The sequence below is a fragment of the Ruegeria sp. BG9 genome, assembly GCF_056538305.1.
Genome location: NZ_JBQFSY010000001.1, coordinates 212,650 through 235,147, shown reverse-complemented (window position 1 = coordinate 235,147; position 22,498 = coordinate 212,650). Strand labels below are relative to the sequence as shown.

24 protein-coding genes are annotated in these 22,498 nt (G+C 58.7%); 21 read left to right on the top strand and 3 right to left on the bottom strand.

Going from position 1 to position 22,498, the window contains the following annotated elements; genetic code table 11:
* Positions 1–81: 81 nt before the first annotated feature.
* From acuI to ACR0I8_RS01125, 15 genes are all read left to right on the top strand, one after another.
* A complete protein-coding gene (acuI, locus tag ACR0I8_RS01195) occupies positions 82–1,077 on the top strand; it encodes an acryloyl-CoA reductase (protein ID WP_480702651.1) in 996 nt (331 codons plus the stop codon).
* Positions 1,078–1,245: 168 nt separating this feature from the next.
* Positions 1,246–1,809 carry a ribosome recycling factor gene (frr, locus tag ACR0I8_RS01190; protein WP_170373774.1) on the top strand — a complete coding sequence of 188 codons (564 nt, stop codon included), beginning with the start codon at positions 1,246–1,248 and terminating at the stop codon, positions 1,807–1,809.
* A gap of 10 nt (positions 1,810–1,819) precedes the next feature.
* Positions 1,820–2,551, top strand: a complete 732-nt coding sequence (locus ACR0I8_RS01185) for an isoprenyl transferase (RefSeq protein ID WP_170688697.1) — start codon at positions 1,820–1,822, stop codon at positions 2,549–2,551.
* Positions 2,548–3,330, top strand: coding sequence for a phosphatidate cytidylyltransferase (locus ACR0I8_RS01180; protein ID WP_170688696.1), 783 nt, complete (start codon positions 2,548–2,550; stop codon positions 3,328–3,330). Before ACR0I8_RS01185 ends, ACR0I8_RS01180 begins: the two co-directional genes overlap by 4 nt.
* Positions 3,330–4,502: a 1-deoxy-D-xylulose-5-phosphate reductoisomerase gene (dxr, locus tag ACR0I8_RS01175; protein WP_170688695.1), complete on the top strand. Its 1,173-nt coding sequence runs from the start codon at positions 3,330–3,332 to the stop codon at positions 4,500–4,502. Before ACR0I8_RS01180 ends, dxr begins: the two co-directional genes overlap by 1 nt.
* A gap of 4 nt (positions 4,503–4,506) precedes the next feature.
* A complete protein-coding gene (gene rseP, locus ACR0I8_RS01170; protein ID WP_170688694.1) occupies positions 4,507–5,859 on the top strand; it encodes an RIP metalloprotease RseP in 1,353 nt (450 codons plus the stop codon).
* Between the two features lie 80 nt (positions 5,860–5,939).
* Complete coding sequence (locus ACR0I8_RS01165; protein WP_419737989.1) at positions 5,940–6,068, top strand: hypothetical protein; 129 nt, start codon at positions 5,940–5,942, stop codon at positions 6,066–6,068.
* Between the two features lie 168 nt (positions 6,069–6,236).
* A complete protein-coding gene (bamA, locus tag ACR0I8_RS01160) occupies positions 6,237–8,555 on the top strand; it encodes an outer membrane protein assembly factor BamA (protein ID WP_480702649.1) in 2,319 nt (772 codons plus the stop codon).
* Between the two features lie 108 nt (positions 8,556–8,663).
* Positions 8,664–9,146: an OmpH/Skp family outer membrane protein gene (locus ACR0I8_RS01155; protein WP_480523598.1), complete on the top strand. Its 483-nt coding sequence runs from the start codon at positions 8,664–8,666 to the stop codon at positions 9,144–9,146.
* A 75-nt stretch (positions 9,147–9,221) separates the two neighbouring features.
* Entirely contained in the window at positions 9,222–9,695 is a 474-nt protein-coding gene (fabZ, locus tag ACR0I8_RS01150; RefSeq protein ID WP_170373767.1) for a 3-hydroxyacyl-ACP dehydratase FabZ, read from the top strand.
* Positions 9,692–10,477 carry an acyl-ACP--UDP-N-acetylglucosamine O-acyltransferase gene (gene lpxA, locus ACR0I8_RS01145; RefSeq protein ID WP_170373766.1) on the top strand — a complete coding sequence of 262 codons (786 nt, stop codon included), beginning with the start codon at positions 9,692–9,694 and terminating at the stop codon, positions 10,475–10,477. The genes fabZ and lpxA overlap by 4 nt, the downstream gene beginning before the upstream one ends.
* A gap of 4 nt (positions 10,478–10,481) precedes the next feature.
* Positions 10,482–11,276, top strand: coding sequence for a UDP-2,3-diacylglucosamine diphosphatase LpxI domain-containing protein (locus tag ACR0I8_RS01140; RefSeq protein ID WP_170688692.1), 795 nt, complete (start codon positions 10,482–10,484; stop codon positions 11,274–11,276).
* Complete coding sequence (gene lpxB / locus ACR0I8_RS01135) at positions 11,276–12,442, top strand: lipid-A-disaccharide synthase (RefSeq protein WP_170688691.1); 1,167 nt, start codon at positions 11,276–11,278, stop codon at positions 12,440–12,442. The genes ACR0I8_RS01140 and lpxB overlap by 1 nt, the downstream gene beginning before the upstream one ends.
* The gene (locus ACR0I8_RS01130) at positions 12,435–13,010 is read left to right on the top strand and encodes a hypothetical protein (protein ID WP_170688690.1); all 576 of its coding nucleotides are present in this window, start codon (positions 12,435–12,437) and stop codon (positions 13,008–13,010) included. Before lpxB ends, ACR0I8_RS01130 begins: the two co-directional genes overlap by 8 nt.
* A gap of 81 nt (positions 13,011–13,091) precedes the next feature.
* Positions 13,092–13,637: a carboxymuconolactone decarboxylase family protein gene (locus ACR0I8_RS01125; protein WP_170688689.1), complete on the top strand. Its 546-nt coding sequence runs from the start codon at positions 13,092–13,094 to the stop codon at positions 13,635–13,637.
* Here the strand turns inward: ACR0I8_RS01125 and mnmA are convergent.
* Positions 13,634–14,779, bottom strand: a complete 1,146-nt coding sequence (gene mnmA, locus ACR0I8_RS01120) for a tRNA 2-thiouridine(34) synthase MnmA (protein WP_170688688.1) — start codon at positions 14,777–14,779, stop codon at positions 13,634–13,636. The genes ACR0I8_RS01125 and mnmA overlap by 4 nt on opposite strands.
* 128 nt (positions 14,780–14,907) lie before the next feature.
* Between mnmA and sciP the strand changes: the two genes are divergently transcribed.
* From sciP to ACR0I8_RS01095, 5 genes are all read left to right on the top strand, one after another.
* Positions 14,908–15,201 (top strand): CtrA inhibitor SciP, encoded by a 294-nt coding sequence (gene sciP / locus ACR0I8_RS01115; RefSeq protein ID WP_170688687.1) that lies wholly within the window; start codon positions 14,908–14,910, stop codon positions 15,199–15,201.
* Positions 15,202–15,285: 84 nt separating this feature from the next.
* Complete coding sequence (gene ctrA / locus ACR0I8_RS01110; RefSeq protein WP_170373759.1) at positions 15,286–16,002, top strand: response regulator transcription factor CtrA; 717 nt, start codon at positions 15,286–15,288, stop codon at positions 16,000–16,002.
* A 125-nt stretch (positions 16,003–16,127) separates the two neighbouring features.
* Positions 16,128–18,380: an NAD-dependent DNA ligase LigA gene (ligA, locus tag ACR0I8_RS01105; RefSeq protein ID WP_480702645.1), complete on the top strand. Its 2,253-nt coding sequence runs from the start codon at positions 16,128–16,130 to the stop codon at positions 18,378–18,380.
* Positions 18,377–20,467: an ATP-dependent DNA helicase RecG gene (gene recG / locus ACR0I8_RS01100; RefSeq protein WP_480702643.1), complete on the top strand. Its 2,091-nt coding sequence runs from the start codon at positions 18,377–18,379 to the stop codon at positions 20,465–20,467. Before ligA ends, recG begins: the two co-directional genes overlap by 4 nt.
* Positions 20,468–20,580: 113 nt before the next feature.
* Complete coding sequence (locus ACR0I8_RS01095) at positions 20,581–20,703, top strand: hypothetical protein (protein ID WP_256439826.1); 123 nt, start codon at positions 20,581–20,583, stop codon at positions 20,701–20,703.
* Positions 20,704–20,889: 186 nt separating this feature from the next.
* Here ACR0I8_RS01095 and ACR0I8_RS01090 read toward each other — a convergent pair whose 3' ends face one another.
* Positions 20,890–21,528 carry a MarC family protein gene (locus tag ACR0I8_RS01090; RefSeq protein ID WP_170373756.1) on the bottom strand — a complete coding sequence of 213 codons (639 nt, stop codon included), beginning with the start codon at positions 21,526–21,528 and terminating at the stop codon, positions 20,890–20,892.
* Positions 21,529–21,587: 59 nt separating this feature from the next.
* Positions 21,588–22,040, bottom strand: coding sequence for an iron-sulfur cluster assembly scaffold protein (locus ACR0I8_RS01085; protein ID WP_170466876.1), 453 nt, complete (start codon positions 22,038–22,040; stop codon positions 21,588–21,590).
* A gap of 48 nt (positions 22,041–22,088) precedes the next feature.
* On the opposite strand from ACR0I8_RS01085, the gene hisI reads away from it, so the two are divergent.
* Positions 22,089–22,478, top strand: coding sequence for a phosphoribosyl-AMP cyclohydrolase (gene hisI / locus ACR0I8_RS01080; RefSeq protein ID WP_170659581.1), 390 nt, complete (start codon positions 22,089–22,091; stop codon positions 22,476–22,478).
* The last annotated feature ends 20 nt before the right edge of the window (positions 22,479–22,498 follow it).

The following is a 22,498-nucleotide window of genomic DNA, read 5'->3' as shown; positions in this document are numbered from 1 at the left end:
GGGCTCGTTGCGCGACTCCACCGGGTTATTTTGAGCCAGCCGTAGGACTTGGCTGGCCGCCAAAAATGAAAGGATAGCAATATGTTCAATGCTTTGATTATGGAAAAGGATGAAGAAAGCGGTCTGGCAAGCCCCTCGGTCAAGCCGCTCTCGCTGGAGGATCTGCCTGACGGAGAGGTGACGGTTGCTGTTGAGTATTCGACAGTGAACTACAAGGACGGACTGTGCTTGTCCGCCAAGGGCGGCGGCCTGGTGCGGAACTATCCGCACATTCCCGGTATCGACTATGCAGGAACGGTCGAGGCGTCCTCGGACGACCGCTACAAGCCCGGTGACAAGGTGGTTCTGACCGGCTGGCGAGTGGGTGAGGCCCATTGGGGTGGTTATTCGCAGAAGGCTAACGCTCGGGCCGATTGGTTGGTGCCCTTGCCGGATGGGCTGGACGCTCGGCAGGCGATGGCCGTCGGAACAGCCGGGTTTACGGCCATGTTGGCGGTGATGGCGCTGGAGGATCACGGGTTGACGCCGGATCGTGGGCCTGTGCTGGTGACTGGTGCTGCTGGAGGTGTTGGTTCGGTGGCGACGGCTATTCTGGGCAAGCTGGGCTATGAGGTCGCAGCTGTGACCGGACGCCCAGAGACCGGAGACTACCTAAAATCGCTTGGCGCCACGACTATCGTGCCGCGCGAAGAGCTGAACGAGACCACGAAGCGCCCGTTGGAGAGCGAAACCTGGGCGGGCTGTGTCGATGCCGTTGGCGGTGACATGCTGGCGCGCGTTTTGGGTCAGATGAAGTACGGCTGCTCGGTCGCTGCGGTTGGGCTTGCTGGCGGTGCGGGGTTGCCTGCGACAGTGATTCCCTTCCTACTGCGCGGCGTGAACCTTCTGGGGATTGATAGCGTGATGCAGCCTTATGATAACCGTCTGCGGGCTTGGCAGCGCATCGCGACCGACCTGCCGATGGACAAGCTGGAGGCCATGGTGCATCCGGCAGCTCTGTCCGATTTGCCCCAACTGGGCGCGGATATTTTGAAAGGCCAGGTCAAGGGCCGCGTTGTCGTCGACGTAAACGCCTGATTCAGGAAAATAGCCGGGGCAGAACTGCCCTGGCTTAACCTTCGGGTCGGCAAAAGGACCGAAACAGTTCTGGTCATTGCCACAATTCATGCTCATGATTGCTATACATCCCAAATGCGATGGCTTAAGACCCATCCAAACAGCACTTGAAGACGGGGAGTGAGCAGCATGTCTGACGACTTCGAACTGGACACCGACGATCTGAAACGCCGCATGGATGGCGCGATGTCCAATCTCAAAACTGAATTTGCCTCTCTGCGCACCGGGCGGGCCTCGGCCTCGATGCTGGAGCCGGTGATGGTGGATGCCTATGGCTCGATGACACCGATCAACCAGGTTGGCACGGTCAATGTGCCTGAACCTCGGATGGTGACAGTAAACGTCTGGGACAAAGGCCTTGTGGGCAAGGTTGAAAAGGCGATCCGTGAAAGCGGGCTCGGCATCAACCCCCAGCTGAACGGCACCATTATCATGCTGCCGATCCCGGAACTGAACGAAGAGCGCCGCCGCGAACTGGGCAAAGTTGCCGGGCAATACGCCGAAAGCGCGCGGGTTTCGATCCGTAACGTGCGGCGCGACGGTATGGATCAGATCAAGAAAGCGAAATCGGACGGAATGTCCGAGGATGACCAGAAGTTCTGGGAAAGCGAAGTTCAGGATCTGACCGACACGATGATCAAAGCTGTTGATGCCGCGCTTGAGACCAAGCAGTCGGAAATCATGCAGGTCTGAGCCGGTACTGATGCCCAAGGATCCCCATACGGACGTGCAGGCTGGCCCAAAGCATGTCGCTATCATCATGGATGGCAATGGTCGGTGGGCGCAGGCGCGTGGCCGGCCTCGGCTTTTCGGTCACCACGCAGGTGCGAGGCGCGTACGTGAGGTGGTCGAGGCCTGTCCGGGGTTGGGCATAAAATACCTAACCGTTTTTGCGTTTTCGACGGAAAACTGGAAGCGGACTCAGGTCGAAGTCGCTGGCCTCATGAGCCTGTTTCGGCGCTACATCATCAAGGAAACGCGCACTCTGGCCGAGAACGGCATTCGCGTGCGCTTTATCGGCGATCGGGTCCGCTTGGATGCCAAGCTGATCGACCTGATGGATTCGCTGGAAGAAGCCACAAAGAACAACGATTTGGTCCATCTGACTGTCGCTTTGAACTATGGCGGCCGAGATGAGGTGGCGCGGGCCACAAAACGTCTTGCACGGGATGTGGCCGAGGGGCGACTGAAGCCCGAGGATGTGGATGAAGAAACCCTGCCCAAGTATCTGGATACACGGGTTCTTCCCGATCCCGATCTGGTCATTCGCACCAGCGGAGAGGCGCGGATCTCAAATTTTCTCCTCTGGCAGTCTGCCTATTCCGAATACGAATTTATTGACACGCTCTGGCCGGATTTCACCGCCGCCGAGTTGGAGCGTCTGTGCCGCAACTACGGCTCGCGCGAGCGGCGTTTCGGAGCGGTTCTGGCATGAGCGAAGGCCGATGGTCTGATCTGACCGCACGGATTCTGTCCGCAGTCGTTTTGGTCGCAATTGGCGCGGTCGAGGTATGGCTGGGCGGGTTGTGGTTTGAAAGCTTCATCGCGGTTGCCTGCGGTTTGATGACCTGGGAGCTGGTACGCATGATCGAACCGCAGCGCGGAGGCTTGGCCATGCAACTCGGTATTCTGACCGGGGTTGCGGTGATCATCAGCTATCACGTGCCGCCGCTCTATAAGTTGCCGTTTCTGGTGGCTCCGGCGCTGGTCGGGGCAGGGCAGGTCACCTGTTCGCGCGGCTTGTACTTTCTGTTTGCCTTGTGGATCGCGGGCGCTGGTCTGGGGTTCATTTCCATTCGTGAAAACATGGGCTTCGGTTGGATGGTCTGGCTGATCGCGGTCGTCGTGGCCACGGATGTTGCTGGGTATTTCGTGGGCAAGGCAATTGGTGGCCCGAAATTCTGGCCCAAGGTCAGCCCCAAGAAGACATGGTCGGGCACAGCTGGTGGCTGGGTCGCGGCGGGCCTGATTGGCGTGGGTTTCGCACTGCATGGCGGATTTGGAGTGCTGTTCGTTCTGGTCTCAGTTATGGCGTCCATGGCCAGCCAGGCGGGCGATATCGTTGAAAGCGCGGTCAAACGGAAATTCGGTGTCAAGGACAGCTCGAACCTCATACCGGGGCATGGCGGCTTTCTCGACCGGTTTGACGGCATGATGGGTGCGGCGTTGTTTGTGCTGATCGCAGGGCTGGTTTACGCACCCGGAGAGATGTGATGCGCAAAGTCTCAATCCTTGGGGCGACCGGATCGGTTGGTCAGAATGCGATTGACCTTATTGCGCGCGATATCGAAGCCTATGATGTGGTCGCCCTGACAGGTGGCTCGAATATCCGACAACTGGCCGAGGATGCCCGACGGCTTGGCGCGAAACTCGCTGTCACCGCGTTTGAGGACCGATTGCAGGACCTGCGTGATGCGTTGCAGGGCAGCGGGATCGAGGTGGCGGCGGGTCAGAGCGCGATCGTTGAGGCCGCCGCGCGCCCGGCGGACTGGGTGCTATCCGCGATCGTTGGCGCCGCCGGTCTCGCGCCTGGTATTGAGGCGTTAAAACAGGGCGCAACGCTGGCGCTTGCCAATAAAGAGACTCTGGTCTGTGCGGGCGCCCTTGTGTTGCAGACGGCCCGTGAAAACGATGCGCGTGTACTGCCCGTCGACAGTGAGCATTCAGCGGTGTTTCAGGCATTGGTCGGTGAGGATATGGATGCGGTCGAGCGCGTTATCATCACCGCAAGCGGCGGAGCGTTCCGGGATTGGCCGCTCGAGGATTTGGCGTCCGCGACCGTTACGCAGGCCTCAAGCCATCCGAACTGGGACATGGGGCAGCGGATCACGATTGATAGCGCATCCATGTTCAATAAAGCGCTTGAAGTCATTGAAACCCGAGAGTTCTTTGGCGTCGATCCGGACCAGATCGAGGTATTGGTTCATCCAGAATCCATTGTTCATGCGATGGTCGGGTTTCGGGACGGGGCGCTGATGGCACATCTGGGCCCGCCTGATATGCGGCATGCAATTGGTTATGCTCTGCACTGGCCCGAACGCCGCAATCTGCCGGTTGAGCGGCTGGATCTGGCGCAACTCAGCCAGTTACGCTTTTCCCATCCCGACCAGAACCGCTATCCTGCGCTGAAACTGGCCCGAGACGTGATGGCGCGCGGCGGCCTTTCGGGGGCGGTTTTGAACGCCGCGAAAGAACGTGCTTTGGATCACTTCATCGAAGGTCGGATCGGTTTCACGACCATGGCGGAGGTCGTGTCACGCGTTCTGGACCTGTTTGATGCCGAGGATGGCCTTATTAACGCCCCTTTGACCCTTGATAACGTACAGCAAACGGACCATCTCGCACGGCAGTGGGCGGATGAAACCGTGATCAAACGAGCAGGATAGAGTTTTGGACGTACTTTCGCTGATCCCTCAGTTCGGAAATTTGCTCTGGACGATTGTGGCCTTTGTGATTGCCTTGTCCGTGATCGTCGCGGTTCACGAATACGGGCATTACATCGTCGGCCGCTGGTCTGGCATTCATGCCGAAGTGTTCTCGATTGGGTTCGGACCTGTTCTGTGGAGCCGCGTGGACAAACGCGGCACGCGGTGGCAGATCGCGTTGTTGCCCTTTGGCGGCTACGTGAAATTCCTTGGTGATGCCAATGCAGCCTCAGGCAAGGATGAAGAGGCGATGGGTGACATCGCGCAGCAGCAGCCGGAATATCTGCGCCACACCATGCACGGAGCACCCCTGTGGGCGAGAACAGCCACTGTGGCGGCAGGGCCGGTGTTCAATTTCGTCATGTCGATTCTGGTCTTTGGCCTGATCTTCTGGTCTCAGGGCGTCACGCGTGAGCCGCTGACGGTTGGAGAACTGAAGCCGCTGCCGGGAACAGAGCAGGGGCTGCAGGAGGGCGATGAGATTCTGGCGATTGCCGGGATTGAAGTCCCTGATTTCGACGAAGAAGGCGCGTGGAGCGACTTCACCGATGCGCTGCCGGTCGAGCCGGTGCTAGACTATACAGTCCTGCGCGATGGCGAAACGCTGGATGTCTCAGCCCCTTGGCTGTTCCCGCCGCTGATTCAGCAGGTCACACCGCGCAGTGCGGCGTTTGATATCCAACTGGAAGGGGGCGACGTCATCACCTCGGTCGATGGAGATCCGATCTTTGCCTTCGAGCAGTTGAAAGAACATGTCGAAGGCTCGGACGGTCGCGTGTTGTTGTTGAACGTCTGGCGTGAAGGGGCGGAGCTTGAATTCGCGCTTGCTCCGCGTCGAACCGATGAGCCTCAGCCGGATGGCGGGTTCGTCACCCATTGGCGGATCGGGATCGTTGGCGGTATGATGCTGCAACCCGCGACCGAGCCTGCGGGGCTTTGGGATTCGCTGGTTGGTGGCGTGGGTCAGACCGGGCGCATCATCGAAGGTTCTTTGTCCGGCATGTGGCACATGATTACCGGTGCGATCAGCACCTGTAACATCTCGGGTCCGATCGGTATCGCCGAGACCTCAGGCGCTATGGCCAGCCAGGGCGCTCAAAACTTCATCTTCTTCATCGCGGTGCTGTCAACGGCCGTGGGTCTTCTGAACCTTTTCCCGATCCCGGCGTTGGACGGAGGGCACCTCGTGTTCTACGCCTATGAGGCGGTCTCGGGCAAACCGCCCAGCGACAAAGCCCTGCGGATTTTGATGACCCTCGGGATTGCGGTAGTTCTCAGCCTCATGGTCTTCTCGGTCAGTAACGATCTATTTTGCTGATTGTGGCGCAAGCGGCGCAATCGCGCCGCATTGATGCCTCATTTCGGAGGTAAAAAATAGCCGCTGAAAATGAGGCGGCCATGACCAAAGCTATTCAAAAATCCTATCAGAGTGTCAGCGTCCTGTTTGTTCTGAACTGGGATGTGCTTTTGTGCTTTGGTCTAACGGCGCTGGCGCTTGCTGGCGGCGCGTATCTCGCCGGTCTCTGATTCCCCAAAACCCTATAAGAATGCGTGTCAGGTGACCTATCGTCGCCCCGATGGTTTTGGAGTTTTGACAAGCGCATTCAATCTCGTTACTCAGCATTAAGTCCTAAATTTTTGGGTAGAGAAAAAATGGCTGACGGGCGAGGCGCGGGTATATCCTGCGGAGGGCAGATGACAACAAACAAGATTTTGTGGCGCACACGATCATTTCTTTTTCTTACTGCGGCAATGGGTTTACTGGCTTTGCCGCATGCAGCACAGGCGCAAAACTTTACCATCAACTCCTTCGAGGTTGAGGGCAACCGGCGCATTGAGACAGGTACAATCATCCAACGGACGGGAATCGAACCCGGGCAGACGGTTTCGGCCGGTCAGTTGAACGACGCCTATCAGCGTGTACTTGACAGTGGTGTTTTTGAGACAGTCGAATTGACACCTCGTGGCACGACTCTGGTGATCGAGGTGCAGGAATACCCGACAATCAACCAGATCAGCATCGAAGGGAATCGTCGCGTCAAAGATGATCTTCTGCTGGATGTGATCTCGTCCGAGCCGCGCCGTGTATTCACTCCGCAGGCGGCCGAGGCGGACGCCGACCTGATTGCCGAAGTCTATTCCGCCCAAGGCCGGGTATCGGCAACTGTGATCCCGCGCGTCATCCGGCGAAACGACAACCGCGTCGATCTGGTGTTTGAAGTTGCAGAAGGCACCACGATTGAGGTTGAACGCGTCAGCTTCGTGGGCAACCGTGCCTTCTCGGACCGCCGTTTGCGTCGCGTGCTTGAGACCAAACAGGCGACCTTCCTGCGGACATTCTTCCGCAACGATACGTTCATCGGGGACCGGATCGAATTCGACAAGCAGGTCATTCGGGATTTCTACCTGTCACGAGGTTATGTCGACTTCCGTGTGAACAGTGCCAATGTTGAATTCACCCGAGAGCGGGACGCTTTCTTCCTAGTCATGAACATCACCGAAGGGCAGAAGTTCTCGTTCGGCAAAATCACGACCGTAAGCGAGATCCCGGGTGTGGATCCGTCGATCTATCAGGATGCTCTGAAGATCAAGCCGGGCGTGACCTATTCGCCGACCCTGATCGAGAACTCGATTGCGCGTCAGGAACGGCTGGGTGTGAAGCAGGGCGTGGATTTCCTGCGGGTCGAACCGCGCGTCACACGCAACCCGCGTGATCTGACGCTGGATGTGGAATTCGTCCTCAGCCGTGGGCCACGGATTTTCGTGGAACGCATTGATATTGAGGGCAACACAACAACGCTGGATCGGGTGATCCGTCGTCAGTTCGACACCGTGGAAGGCGACCCGTTCAACCCACGCGAAATCCGTCAGGCGGCTGAGCGGATCAACGCCCTAGGCTTCTTTGCCAACGCCGAGGTCGAGCCGCGCGAAGGATCCTCGCCCAGCCAGGTGATACTGGATGTGGATGTCGAGGAACAACCTACCGGCTCGTTGAGCCTTGGTGGTAGCTACTCGGTCTCGGATGGTTTCGGTGTCGCCATCGGCTTGAATGAATCGAACTTCTTGGGCAGGGGCCAGAACCTGGGTCTGACCATCTCAACTGCTCAGGACGCCGAGCAATACTCGCTGAGCTTTACTGAGCCTTACCTATTGGGCCGCAAACTACGTTTTGATCTGGGCCTGGGTATCGCGACCACGAACTCCAGCTTTGCCAGCTATGATACGGACCGCGTGTTTTTTAACCCACAGCTGACTTATTCGATCGGCGAGCTGTCGGCCTTGCGCGTGCGTTACGGCTGGGAACGCTCGGAAATGACCCAGCAGGACAACGAGGCGAACGGTGCGGTCATCACATCGGAGATCGCGCAGGGTGAGCGGGTCAACAGCAGCTTTGGCCTGACCTATGTCTATGACAGCCGTATCGGCGGCCTGAACCCGAATGCGGGTGTCCTGTTCGAACTTGGCTTCGATGCAGCCGGTTTGGGTGGCGACAACAAGTACTTCAAGACCACGGCGCGCACGATCGCGCAAACCCGTGTATGGAACGAAGAGGTCGTTCTGCGCGCGACACTTGAGGCTGGTGCGCTTCACTGGTCGGGGAATGACTTCAGCCGTACCATCGACCGTTTCGTTTTGGGGCCGAACACCTTCCGCGGGTTTGAACCGGCCGGTCTTGGCCCGCGTGATCTGTCCAACGGGCAGGACGACGCTATCGGAGGCAACTACTACTGGGTGGCGCGGTTCGAAAGCGACTTCCCATTGGGGCTGCCGGAAGAACTGGGTCTGCGGGGCGGTTTGTTCTACGACGTCGGCAACCTTTACAACATCAATGACGTAAACACCGCAGGTGCAAATATTGTGGGTGCGGATGGCTCCATTCGTCACGTCATCGGTGTGTCGGTTCTGTGGGAAACACCGTTCGGCCCGCTGCGTTTCAACTTCTCGAAAGCGTTGAAGAAGGAAGACTTCGACAAGGAACAGAATTTCGACCTGACCGTTCAGGCTCGGTTCTGATCCGGCATGCGGTTGCGAATATCTAGACGCGCATGGGGCCCGGTTCGGGCCCTTTGCCTTTTGCTGGGCCTTGTACTTGCGTCCCAAACAGCGGCGCAGCAATTGGGCGTGCGTGATCCGCTGGTCCTGACCATCTCAAGCGACCGATTGTTTGCGGATTCGGCGTTCGGCCAGCGCGTGTTACGCGAGATCGAATCCGAGGGTGCTCAGCTCGCGGAAGAGAATGAGCGGATCGTTGCGGAACTCAGCAGCGAAGAGAAAGACCTGACTCAGAAACGCGCCGAGCTGGCCCCAGAGGATTTCCGCCCTCTTGCGCAGGCCTTCGACGAAAAGGTGCAATCGCATCGCGAAGGCCAGCGCGCCAAACTGGACGCTTTGGCCCGGCGTAGCGAAGAAAGCCGCCAAACGTTTTACGCCTTGGCGCAGCCCGTTCTAATCGAACTGATGCGCGAAACAGGGGCCGCCGTCGTGCTGGAACGCGCAAATGTATTCCTTAGCGCCGACACCTCCGACATCACGGATGATGCGATTGCCCGCATCAATGCCGCAATTGGCGATGGAACCGGCCTGCAGGACGGCACAGGCGAATAGGTTCGCTTGCCCTCAGGGGCGGGTATTGCTAACCACGCGGAAACTGACACATCCAAATAACGGGACGAGTGAACGATGACGACGGAAACCAAAAGCGCCGACATTCAGCTGATTCAGCGGATATTGCCGCATCGCTATCCGTTTCTGCTGGTCGACAAGGTGGTCGACATCGACGGCTATCAATCGGCCCGTGGCATCAAGAATGTCACCATGAACGAGCCTCATTTCCAGGGCCACTTCCCCGGAACGCCGATAATGCCGGGTGTCACCATTGTCGAGGCGATGGCGCAGACCTCGGGCGTGATGCTGGGCGTCGGCATGGATGTCATTGATACCGAGCTTCTGATCTATTTCATGAGCATCGACAAATGCAAATTCCGCCGCAAAGTGGTGCCGGGTGACGTGCTGGAGATGCATGTCGAAACCCTGCGCGGCAAGAAGGGCGGCAAGCTGTTCAAGTTCAACGGACGCGCCACCGTTGACGGTGAGGTCGCAGCCGAAGCCGAATTCTCGGCCTATGTCGATTGGGACATGGAAAAAACAACATGAGCGGCATTCACCCAAGCGCAATCATCGAAGACGGTGCGCAGATTGGTCAGGACTGCGTGATTGGTCCGTTTTGCTACGTGGGTCCTCAGGTCAAACTGGGCGACCGGGTCGAGCTGAAGACGCATGTGGTCGTCACAGGTGATACCACGGTCGGCGACGATACTGTCATCTTCAACTTCTCAGTGATCGGTGAGATCCCGCAGGATCTGAAATTCGGGGGCGAGAATACGCGGCTTGAGATCGGCCAGCGCAACCGCATCCGCGAGCATGTGACCATCAACACGGGCACCGAAGGCGGTGGTGGTGTGACTCGGATTGGCGACGATTGCCTGTTTATGGCCGGAGTTCACGTGGCCCATGACGTTCAGATCGGCAACCGCGTGATCATGGTGAACCACGCGGGCGCGGCGGGGCATTGTATCGTCGAAGATGATGTGATCGTCGGCGGCATCTCGGGCCTGCACCAATGGGTCCGCGTCGGTCGCGGCGCTATCATCGGCGCGCTGACCATGGTTCCGAATGACGTTATTCCCTACGGTCTGGTGCAAGCGCCGCGTGGCGAGTTGGACGGGTTGAACCTTGTTGGCCTGAAACGTCGCGGTGTATCGCGTGAGGATATCTCGGCTCTGCGGGCGGCGTTCAAGGAACTGTCCGGCGGCGAGGGGACTTTTCAGGAACGCGCCCATCGCGCAGGCAAGGACACCGACAGCGAATATGTTCAACGCATTGTCGAGTTCGTCACCGGTCAATCAGATCGCTCGTTCCTGACGCCGAGGAAATAACCAAATGCTGGCTTTGATCGCAGGAACGGGTGTTCTGCCGGACGCTGTCGTGGACGCTCTGCCAGACCGTCCGTTGGTCTGCGCGATGGAGGGGTTCGAACCTGAGAGCCTGTCTGTAGACGTCGTTTTCCGTCTGGAGCAGCTCGGCAGCTTTCTCGCAGATCTCAAGGTGCGCGGCGTGACGCAGATCTGCATGGCGGGTGCGGTGCAGCGGCCAAAGGTCGATCCCACGCGGATTGATGCCGCAACGATGCCTTTGGTGCCGATCATTCAAAAGGCGATGATGTCGGGTGATGATGGCGCTTTGCGCGCTGTGATCGGTATCTTTGAGGATGCGGGCCTGGCCGTCAAAGCCGCGCATGAGATCGCACCTGACCTGCTGCCTCCGCTGGGATGTCTGACCGAGGCGCATCCGTCCGAGGCCGATCTGGGAGATGCGGATCGTGCCGCAGGTATTCTGCGCGCAATGGGCAGCGCAGATATTGGTCAGGCCTGTGCCGTCTCCAAAGGGCAGGCTCTGGCGGTTGAGAGCATTTTTGGCACTGCGTGGATGTTGCAATCGTTGACCCAGCGGCCTGATGCGGGCGGCGGGGTTCTGTTCAAAGGCCCAAAACCCGATCAGGATCGCCGTGTTGATCTGCCTGCAATCGGTCCGGAGACCGTCACTGATGCGGTGGCCGCCGGTCTGACGGGTATTGTGATCGAAAAAGGCGGCGTGATGGTGCTGCGGCGGGATCATGTCATCGCCGAGTGCAACCGCCTTGGCCTGTTCCTCTATGTGCGCGAGCGGGCTGTCTGATGCGCGTTTTTCTGGTCGCCGGAGAACCTTCGGGCGACCGGCTGGGCGGCGCTTTGATGGAGGGTCTAAAGGCGCTGGTCCCTGATATCACGTTTGACGGGGTTGGCGGGCCGCTGATGCAGGCTCAGGGCCTGAACAGCCGCTTTCCCATGTCCGAGCTCAGCGTCATGGGGTTGGTCGAAGTTCTGCCCAAGTTCTTCCATCTCAAACGCAGGATATCTGAGACGGCACAGGCCGTGCTGGAGACACAGCCCGATGTTTTGATCACCATCGACAGTCCGGATTTCTCATTGCGTGTGGCCAAACTGGTGAAGGCGAGCAGCGAAATTCGCATTGTTCACTATGTCGCCCCCAGCGTCTGGGCCTGGCGCCCGGGTCGAGCGGACAAGATGGCGAAGGTGATCGATCACGTTCTTGCGCTGCTTCCTTTCGAGCCGCCCTACATGGAGCGCGCGGGGATGGAGTGCGATTTTGTCGGCCACCCGGTCGCAAGCGAACCGCAGGCGACGGAGGCGGACATCAAGGCCTTCCGTGATGCCTACGATCTGGGGGATGCCCCGCTAATACTGGCCCTGCCGGGGTCGCGCCGGGGCGAGGTCGACCGGCTTGCACCTGTCTTTGGCGAGACACTCTCGCTCTACCTGAAAACCCGCCCGGAAACGCGGGTTATTGTGCCAGCGGTGGCCCATATAGTCGACACGGTGACGGATCATCTGCACAGCTGGCCCGGATCACCTGTGGTGGTTGACCCACGTGATCTGCCCTCGGATCAGGCGGTGAAGCAAAAGCGGGCGGCTTTTGCGGCGGCGGATCTGGCATTGGCCGCGTCAGGGACTGTGTCACTGGAGTTGGCGGCGCAGGCCACGCCGATGGTGATTGCATATAACCTCAACTGGCTGACAACTCTGATTGCCAAGCGGATGGTGCATCTGGACACGGTGACTCTGGTCAATCTGGTCTCGGACACGCGGACAGTGCCAGAGTGTCTGCTGGACGATTGCCAACCCGACCAGATCGCCGAAGCCCTGACAAAGGTCGCCGCGAACCCGGAAGCGCAACGTGAGGCCATGGCGCTCACGATGGATCTTCTGGGCCGCGGCGGCGAAGCGCCTGGGCTTCGCGCGGCGAAGGCCGTTTTAGCCCGGATGACCAAAGCTGATGCTTGAGTATCTGCTCTTTTCGGTCTCGGCTGGGGTTGTGATGGTGTCGACCAATCTCGACAATCTGGCCGTGTTGTTGGGGCTGATGCTGGTGATGGATCACCGCCGCTCGCTTATGGGGTTTGCCGTCGCGCATGGGCTTGTCCTGTGCCTGTCCTTGGCCGTCGCGACAGGTTTAAGCCAGAGCGGACTGCCGGAGTGGATCGGGTATCTTGGGATCGTTCCGCTGGCGCTTGGCCTGCGCGGTATCTGGCAGCAGATTTCAGGAGTTGAGCAGACAGACGACACGCCAAAGGGCGCTGTGACCTCGGTCGTGACACTGTTTCTCAGCCTATCGGTCGATACATTCGCCGTGATGACGCCTTTGCTGGCAGATTCCAGTCCCGCATACCGGCTAGCAGCACTGATTGGCGCGGCTTGTGCTTCGGCAAGTTTGGCAGCCGTTGCTGCATGGGGGGCGCCTCATGCGCAGAAACTAGGCCCGCGCGTCAACCGGCTAGAGAGGATCGCACCCTATATCATGGTCTGTGTCGGGCTCTACATTCTGCTGAACTCGCCGACCGATATACTCTGATCTGTTTCGGTGTTGTGAACGAAGTGGCGTTGCAGTTGGACCTGCAGCTTGCGATATCCGGCGGCAAAAAGGAGAGCCGCAATGACCCGTATTCCCGCCTTGACTGACGATGACATGACACCGGCCGCGCGTGCGGCGCATGCGGAATTGGGCGCCTATGGGCCGTTCGACAATTGGGCGCGGGTGGCGGCGCATTGCCCTCCGGTTCTGGAACATGTCAGCGGGATGCTCACCACCTTGCGCGCGCAGGCAACCCTTCCGCGCCGCGCGTTGGAGCTGGCGATGGTCACGGTCTCAAAGCTGAACGCCTGTGACTATTGCGTGTCGCATCACACGCCCTTGCTGACCGTTGCGGGTCTCAGCGCAGAAGGCGTGGCGCGGCTGCCGGAGGTCGAGGATCACCCCGAGCTGGACGCTTGTGACAGGGCGGTGGTCCGCTATGCCGAAGCAGTGACCACCCGATCAGGCAGGATGCGCGACGCCGAGATCTCGGACCTGAAAGAGTGGTTTACTGACGCGCAGATCGTTGAACTGACATGGCGCATTGCCCTTTGCGGGGCGTTCAACCGGTTCAACGACGCCCTTCAGATCCAGATCGAACCCGAGGTCACGCCGGTCTCGGCCTAGTAGCCGCGCCAAATCCAGCCGCCGCCAAAAATGCGACTGCTGTTTGGGTCGTAGAACACGCAGGCCTGACCGGGCGAAATGCCTTCCTCGGGTGTCAGCAATTCAACTTCGGCTGTAGTTTCAGACAATGATCGAATTATCGCCTCGCGCGGGGGGCGGGTCGAGCGGACTTTGACCGAAACATGCCATTCGTCGCGTGACGTGAAGGGTTCATCGCCTAGCCAGTTGATCTCGCGCACGGGAACAGTTCGCGTGGCCAGCATCTCTTTCGGGCCGACGACGACCTGCTTCTTGTCGACATCGAGTTTCACCACATAAAGCGGCTCGCTCAGGCCTCCGATACCCAGCCCGCGGCGCTGTCCGATCGTGTAGTGGATCACGCCGTTATGCTGCGCTAGAACGCGGCCATCGGCATGGACAATCTCACCCGGTTCAGCTGCACCGGGGCGCAGCTTTTCGATGACGCTGGCATAGTTGCCGTTGGGCACAAAGCAGATGTCCTGACTGTCGGGCTTGTCCGCCACCGCCAGCCCGTATTGCGCTGCCATTTCGCGGGTCGCATCCTTCGAGGGCAGGTGGCCCAGAGGGAAGCGCAGGAAATCCAGCTGCTCGGGCGTGGTCGAGAACAGGAAATAAGACTGATCGCGGTTCGCATCCTCGGCGCTGTGCAGCTCCGGCCCGTTGGGTCCCATCTTCCGCTGGATGTAGTGCCCGGTCGCCATGCAATCAGCTTCTAGGTCTTTGGCCGTTTCCAGCAGGTCTTTGAACTTCACCCGCTCATTGCAGCGAATGCAGGGCACAGGTGTCGCGCCCGCCAGATAACTGTCGGCGAATTCGTCAATCACCGCGTCCTTGAAGATGTTCTCATAGTCCAGAACGTAGTGCGGGAAACCACGCTCTTCGGCCACACGGCGCGCGTCGTGAATGTCGATCCCGGCACAGCAAGCGCCTTTCTTGGCCAGCGCCGCGCCATGGTCATAGAGCTGCAGCGTGACGCCCACCACGTCATAGCCCTGATCCGCCAGATAGGCGGCCACGACTGAGCTGTCGACGCCGCCCGACATGGCAACAACCACCCGCGTTTCCGAGGGCGGTTTGGCAAAGCCAAGCGAATTGAGTTGGGTCTCGGCGGCGAGGGCCATGGCGATTCCAGTCCGGGTTAAGAAAGACCGGCAGAATATAAGAAAATTCTAGACACTCTCAAGGGGCGGTTTCACGCAGCATTAAGTAGGCTGGTGTCAGCTTTGTCGCAGCAGAAAAGGGTTGAGAGATGTATTTGCACAAAGTTGAAGGTCCGCGGTCTGTAACCCTGCCGGATGGCACGATTTTGTCGCAGGCCGATCTGCCGCCGCCGGACACGCGGCGTTGGGTGGCGTCGCGCAAGATCCTGGTCGTGCGCGGGGTGTTGTATGGCCTGATCACCTTGTCCGAGGCCAAGAAACGCTACGGCATCAGCGATGAGGAATTCAACATCTGGGTCTCTGCCGTGGCAGAGCATGGCGTTGATGCTCTGAAAGTTACCGCGCTAAAAAATTATCGACAACCTAAAGGCGAAAGTGAATAAATGATTCAACGGTAACGCAAGATTAACCATTCTTGGTCAGGTGTATTTTTAATTGGAAGTTTTGACCCGAATTGGAGCAGTGAAATGAGAATACTTCTTGTCGAGGATGATCCTACCACGTCCAAAAGCATTGAATTGATGCTGACGCATGCCAATCTGAATGTGTATGCGACGGACCTTGGGGAAGAAGGGATCGACCTAGCGAAACTCTATGATTACGATCTCATTCTCTTGGACCTGAACCTGCCGGATATGAACGGCCATGAGGTTTTGCGCCAACTGCGTATCGCTCGGGTGGAAACGCCGATTTTGATCCTGTCCGGTGCCGATGACACCGAAAGCAAAATCAAGGGATTCGGGTTTGGGGCAGACGATTATCTGACCAAACCGTTCCACCGCGAAGAACTTGTGGCCCGTATTCACGCCATCATTCGCCGCTCTAAGGGCCATTCGCAATCAGTGATTCATACCGGTCGGGTGGCGGTCAATCTGGATGCGAAAACTGTCGAGGTTGATGGTCAGACGGTGCATCTGACCGGCAAGGAATACCAGATGCTCGAACTGTTGAGCTTGCGAAAGGGCACAACCCTTACGAAAGAGATGTTCCTCAACCACCTCTATGGCGGCATGGACGAACCTGAATTGAAGATCATCGACGTGTTTATTTGCAAGCTGCGCAAGAAGCTGAGCAACGCGACAGGCGGTGACAACTACATCGAAACCGTATGGGGACGCGGCTATGTGTTGCGGGACCCGCAAAGCAACTCCCTCAATGAGACGCGGATGGCGGTCAACGCCTGACGTTCGAAGACACTTGCCCCCTATGGTCCAGAGGGTCGCATTTCCACTCACGGCTCAGCACGTCTGGACCTAGCCATGACCTCGCCCTATCACTGAGGTCCAGAATAAAGTGACAGGGCGAGGCCATGAGCAATTCCATCTCGATAGCAGACCTGACAGAGGATGAGGCACGCGCCGAACTCGCGCGTCTTGCAGACCTGCTGTCGCGGGCCAACAGGCTGTATCACGGGGAAGACGCGCCCGAGATTTCGGATGCCGAATACGATGCGCTGAAACGGCGAAATGTCGAAATAGAAGAGAAGTTTCCGTATCTAAAACGCTCTGACAGTCCAAGTGATCAAGTTGGCGCGCGGCCAGCGGACGGGTTCTCCAAAGTCACGCATGCACAGCGCATGATGTCTTTGGGCAATGCCTTTGACGATGAGGATGTCGCGGATTTTGACCGCTCGATTCGGAAGTATTTGGGCCTGTCTGCAGATGCGCCTTTGGCCTATACGGCTGAGCCCAAGATCGATGGGCTTTCATTGTCCCTGCGGTATGAGCAGGGAAAACTGGTCCAAGCCGCCACACGGGGCGATGGAGAAGTGGGAGAGAACGTGACGGCGAATGCCCGAACGATCTCTGATATTCCGCACACAATCGAAGGAGCCCCCGATATTCTAGAAGTGCGCGGCGAGGTCTACATGTCTCACGCGGATTTCGAAGCGCTTAATGAACGTCAGGCAGAGGCTGGCGGCAAACACTTTGCCAACCCCAGAAATGCTGCGGCCGGTTCGTTGCGACAACTGGATGCCGAAATCACCCGCGCGCGACCGTTGAAGTTCTTTGCCTACGCGTGGGGAGAGCTGTCGGCCCCTCTGGCTGAGACGCAAGATGGGGCGATTGAGCGACTGAAAAGCTTAGGATTCTCGACCAATCCGCTGACACGTTTGTGCAAATCAACTCAGGACATGTTGGCGCACTACCGGTCGATCGAAGAACAGCGCGCGACGCTGGGTTATGATATCGACGGTGTGGTCTACAAAGTGGATGACCTTGGCCTGCAAGCCCGTCTCGGGTTTCGATCAACGACGCCCAGATGGGCCATCGCGCATAAATTCCCCGCCGAACTGGCTTGGACCCGGCTTGAAGCGATTGACATTCAGGTCGGCCGCACCGGCGCGCTCAGCCCTGTTGCGCGCTTGCATCCGGTCACAGTTGGCGGAGTTGTCGTGTCGAATGCAACGCTGCACAACGAAGACTATATCGCCGGGCGCGATGCCAAGGGTGGCACCATCCGGGATGGCAAGGACATCCGAGAGGGGGACTGGGTACAGGTCTACCGCGCCGGGGATGTGATCCCCAAGATTGCGGATGTCGACCTGTCGAAACGGCCCGAAGATGCAGTTCCTTATGAGTTCCCGCGTACGTGTGGGAAGTGTGGAAGTGCGGCGGTGCGCGAAGAAGGTGACGCGGTACGACGCTGTACGGGTGGCATGATCTGCCCGGCGCAAGCTGTTGAGAAGTTAAAGCATTTCGTATCTCGCAAGGCCTTCGATATCGAAGGCTTGGGCGCAAAACAGATCGAGATGTTCTATGAAGATCCGGTCCTGCCGATCAAAACGCCTGCTGATATTTTCGATCTGCAAGACCGGGACTCAAGCGCTCTGTCCCGTTTGACAAATCGCGAAGGATGGGGGGACACCTCAGCCAGTAATCTGTTTGCGGCCATTGATGAGAAACGGACTATTCCCTTTGCTCGCTTGCTGTTTGGCCTTGGCATCCGCCATGTAGGTGAGGTCGTCGCGCGTGATCTTGCGCTGCATTACCGCGACTGGGAGGCAATGTCCCAAGCTGTCGATGCCGCGCGCCCGGCGGCGCTTGCGTATCGAGCCGCGGATCAAGCGGAAGAGGCTGAACGGTTGGCCGCAGCCTCTCAAGGGCGTCGGGCGCGGATCAAGGAAAGCCGCACCGCCGCCATTGTGGAATTGTCCGTGCCCGAGGAGGCCTCGGCCGCGTGGTCGGATCTGATTGCGGTTGACGGGATCGGCGCGACGGTTGGTTTGGCTTTGTCCGACGCCTTCGCCAATGTTGAGGAACGACAGGCGTTTGATGCGCTCAAGGCGCATTTGACTGTCGTGCCACCAGATGCGCCGGCCTCAGAAAGCCCGGTGGCGGGCAAGACCGTGGTTTTCACAGGCACGCTGGAAAAGATGACACGCGCCGAAGCCAAGGCGCGGGCCGAGGCGTTGGGGGCCAAAGTCTCAGGGTCGGTCAGTAAGAAGACCGATATTCTTGTTGCGGGGCCGGGTGCTGGTTCCAAGGCTAAAAAGGCGGCAGAGCTGGGGATCGAAACCCTGGATGAGGATGGCTGGTTGCAGCTGATCGACGGCGCATGAGCGGACGGCCAGAATCCTTGTTTCCCCTGTTCGCAGGGGTTGAAACCTTGGAGGGGGTCGGCCCGAAGACCGCTCAGGCGATGGCGCAGGCCGGGATGGAAAGCCCGCGCGACGTTCTGTTTGGCTTGCCCTATGCCGTGATTGATCGACGCAGGCGTGACACGATCCAAGGGGTTGATCTGCCGTCGACGTTGACGGTTGAGGTGACGGTTGGCCCGCATCGCCCATCTCGGAATAGGGGCGGCGCGTATCGCGTTCATGTCGAGGACAGTCAGGCCGATTTCCAACTGGTGTTCTTTCACGCGCGTGGCGATTACCTGAAGAAAGTCCTGCCGGAGGGATCGCGCCGTGTGATCTCGGGCAAGTTGGAGCTGTTCGACGGCATGGCGCAGATGGTGCATCCCGATCACATGCTGCCGGTGGATCAGGCCTCGGACATTCCTGAATTCGAGCCGGTCTATCATCTGACGCAGGGGATCACGCAGAAGACCATGTTCAAGGCCGTCCGCAGCGCTTTGACGCGCGCACCGGTCCTGGCCGAATGGGCTGATCCGGCGCAGATCAGCAGTCAAAACTGGCCTTCATGGCACGCGGCAATTCAGGCCGCACATAATCCACAAGGTGCGGATGACGTGGCCTCATTCGCCCCGGCGCGAGAGCGTTTGGCCTATGATGAGCTGCTGGCGCATCAGTTGACGCTGGCTCTGGCGCGGCAGCGGGAACGCAAAGCACGCGGGATTGTCAGTGTTGGCACAGGCGCGTTGCAATCGAAGGTTCTGGCGAGCCTGCCTTATCGGCCAACTGGTGCGCAGACACGGGCGATAGATGAAATCGCGGGCGATATGGCCTCGGAGTCGCGCATGAACCGGTTGCTTCAGGGTGACGTGGGCGCAGGCAAAACTCTGGTGGCGTTTATGGCTCTGCTGGTCGCGGTCGAGGCCGGAGGGCAGGGGGTCATGATGGCTCCGACTGAGATTCTGGCGCGCCAGCATCTCGAGGGATTGCGTCCCTTGGCGGAAGAGGCTGGCGTCGTGTTGGAAATCCTGACCGGACGCGACAAGGGGGCAGAGCGGCGGGCCAAGCTGGCTGCTTTGGAGGCTGGCGATATTCAGATTCTCGTGGGTACCCATGCAGTGTTCCAGGGTGATGTGGCATTCAAGGCCTTGCGTTTGGCGATTGTCGACGAACAGCATCGCTTTGGCGTACGCCAACGGATGGAGCTTTCGGAAAAAGGGCAGGGTGCCGATGTTCTGGTCATGACGGCCACGCCGATTCCGCGCAGTCTCGCTTTGGCGCAATATGGCGATATGGATGTCTCGGTTCTGGACGAAAAACCGCCGGGGCGAAAACCGATCAAGACCGCGATTGTAAGCACGGGACGGATGGAAGAAGTCGTCGCCCATCTGCGCCGCGCCATTGAGGAAGGGCGGCAGTGTTACTGGGTCTGTCCGCTGGTCGACGAATCCGAGGTCTCCGACCTGACAGCGGCGGAAGAGCGGTTCAAACGGCTGCGCGCTATCTTGAGCGAGGGCACCGTTGGTTTGGTCCACGGGCAGATGCCGCCTGCCGAAAAAGATGCCGCCATGACCGCTTTCCAGACAGGTGAAACCAAGGTTCTGGTGGCGACGACTGTGATCGAGGTCGGCGTAAACGTCCCCAATGCCTCGATCATGGTGATCGAACGGGCTGAGATTTTTGGTCTGGCTCAACTGCACCAGTTGCGCGGACGCGTTGGCCGAGGGGATGCGGATTCGACCTGTCTTCTGATGTATCAGGCACCTCTCAGTGAGGGCGGCCGCAAACGGTTGGAGGTCCTGCGTGAGACCGAGGATGGCTTTCGCATTTCTGAGACCGATCTACAGATGCGCGGTGCGGGAGATCTGATTGGAACCGCCCAGTCGGGCCTGCCGAAGTTTCGTATTGCGGATCTGGAACGGCAGGCAGGATTGATGGCCGTGGCCCAGACCGATGCGCGGGCCTTGCTGAATACCGATCCCAAACTGACCTCGGACCGGGGAAAGGCCGCGCGTGTTCTGCTTTGGCTGATGAAACAGGATCAGGCGATCCGTTTGATTTCAGTAGGTTAGTACCAAAGTATCCATAAAGTTCGCAAATGTTCTCAAAAAGTTCTTTACCGACTCGGGGAAATATGAGAACAAAAGGTCAACAAAGGATTAAATCCCTGACCCGGAGGTGACCCATGCTGACCCAGATCAAGACCGTAATCACGCGCTCGCACTCGACCATCCTGCAGGATGCTGCGGGTGTTGCGTCTCTGGTCGTTATGCTGATGGTGGCTCTTCACCTTCCGGTTGGTTTCTAACCCTTTTTTGCCTGCGATCTCGTGCCGAATAGCCCGCGCCTGTCATCCCCAGTGAAATCAAGGGTGACCTGCCTGTCCCAAACCCCTTGAGGGGCCATGCCTCGGCCCCGCGCGGTGTCCCGGACCCCACACGAGAAACGCATTGCCTGCCGCCGCCCTTCCCGCCCGGAAGGAGCGGCGGTTTTTTTATAGCTGACCGGTTTTGATGATTTCCAACATGGCCGACAGAACGGAATTCACCGCGACCGAGGCCAGGATCATCCCCATCACCCGGCTGATGATTGCCGCGCCGGAATGGCCGATCAGGCGTATGATCGGTTCAGCCAACAGCATCAGAATAAAGGCGATAAGCACGACCGACAGCATGACCAACGCAGTAATCCCCTGGTCGGCGGCGCTGTAGCGGTGGTTGTCGGTCAGGATCACGATCGCTAGCATCGCACCGGGTGACGCCAGGGATGGTACAGCCAGAGGGAAGATCGCTGGGTTGTGCTTATGGACCTTATCTTCCTTGTCGTCTTCGGCGGCGCGTTGTTCGATCTCCTGTTTACTTTCGCCAAAGATCATTGTCAGCGCGAACAGGAACAGGATGATCCCTCCGGCAACCTGGAATGAGTTCAACCCGATATCCAGCGCCTCGATGAGCAATTGTCCGAAGACGAGGAAGAACAGCAGCACGCCGGCACTGATCAACGACGCGAGCATCGCCGTTTTGCGCCGTGCAGCGGCTTCGAGGCCCGCAGTGACGGCGATGAAAACAGGAATTGTGCCGATCGGGTCAATGACAACCCACAACGTCACGAAGTGTTCGAGCAGGTTGTTCAAGCCCATTCCTCCACCGAAGTTTGGGTGAAATTAAACAGGTTTGGTTTAGAACGCCAAGCTTAGGCGCAGTTCGACTGTTCGGCTTGTTCCATCGCTTCAGCTGTTGCCTCAAGCGCCAGCATGATTGAGGCATGGCGGTTTTTGTATTCACGGGCGGGGATCAGAACCTCAAGCCCGTCAAACGGGGCATCCGGGGCGGGGCCATCCTTTTTTAGCATGGTCTTCAGCTGATCGCGGGCGGTTTCAACTTGCGCCCGCGTGGCCCCAACCACGGCGTCACCCACCACCGAAGCGGCCGCTTGACCGAGGGCGCAGGCTTTGACGTCCTGCCCAAATTCAACAACGCGACCGTCTTTCATCGTCACGTCGACGGTTACAGTCGACCCGCAAAGGGGCGAGCGTTTCTTGACCGTCGCATCGGGCTGATCCAGCCGATCCAGATGCGGGATATCAGCCGCCAGCGCCAGAATGCGCCCGGAGTACAGCTTAATCAGGTCGTTCTCGCCGCTCATGACTTTCCCTCGTTCCGTGTTCCCCATACATAGTGGTCAGCCCTCGGGATGCAAAAGGTTTTTGTCATGTCTGACACAGTCACGTTCGATCCATCCAATCTCAAATATAACGAAGCCGGGCTGATCCCCGCCATCGCGCAGGATCACGCCTCGGGTGAGGTCCTGATGATGGCTTGGATGAATCAGCAAGCGGTTGAGCGCACGTTGGAGACGCGGCGCGTCACCTATTGGTCGCGCTCGCGCCAGGCGTTCTGGATCAAGGGCGAGACGTCCGGGCATATTCAGGAGCTGGTCGATTTCCGCTTTGATTGCGACCGGGATTGCATCTTGGTCGTGATCCGTCAGACTGGCGCGGCGTGTCACACAAATCGCCGGTCGTGCTTCTACACGGCCGCGCGCGACGGTGAAGAAGTCGAGTTGATGAAACCGATGGAGTGAGTGGCGCAGATGTCGCTACC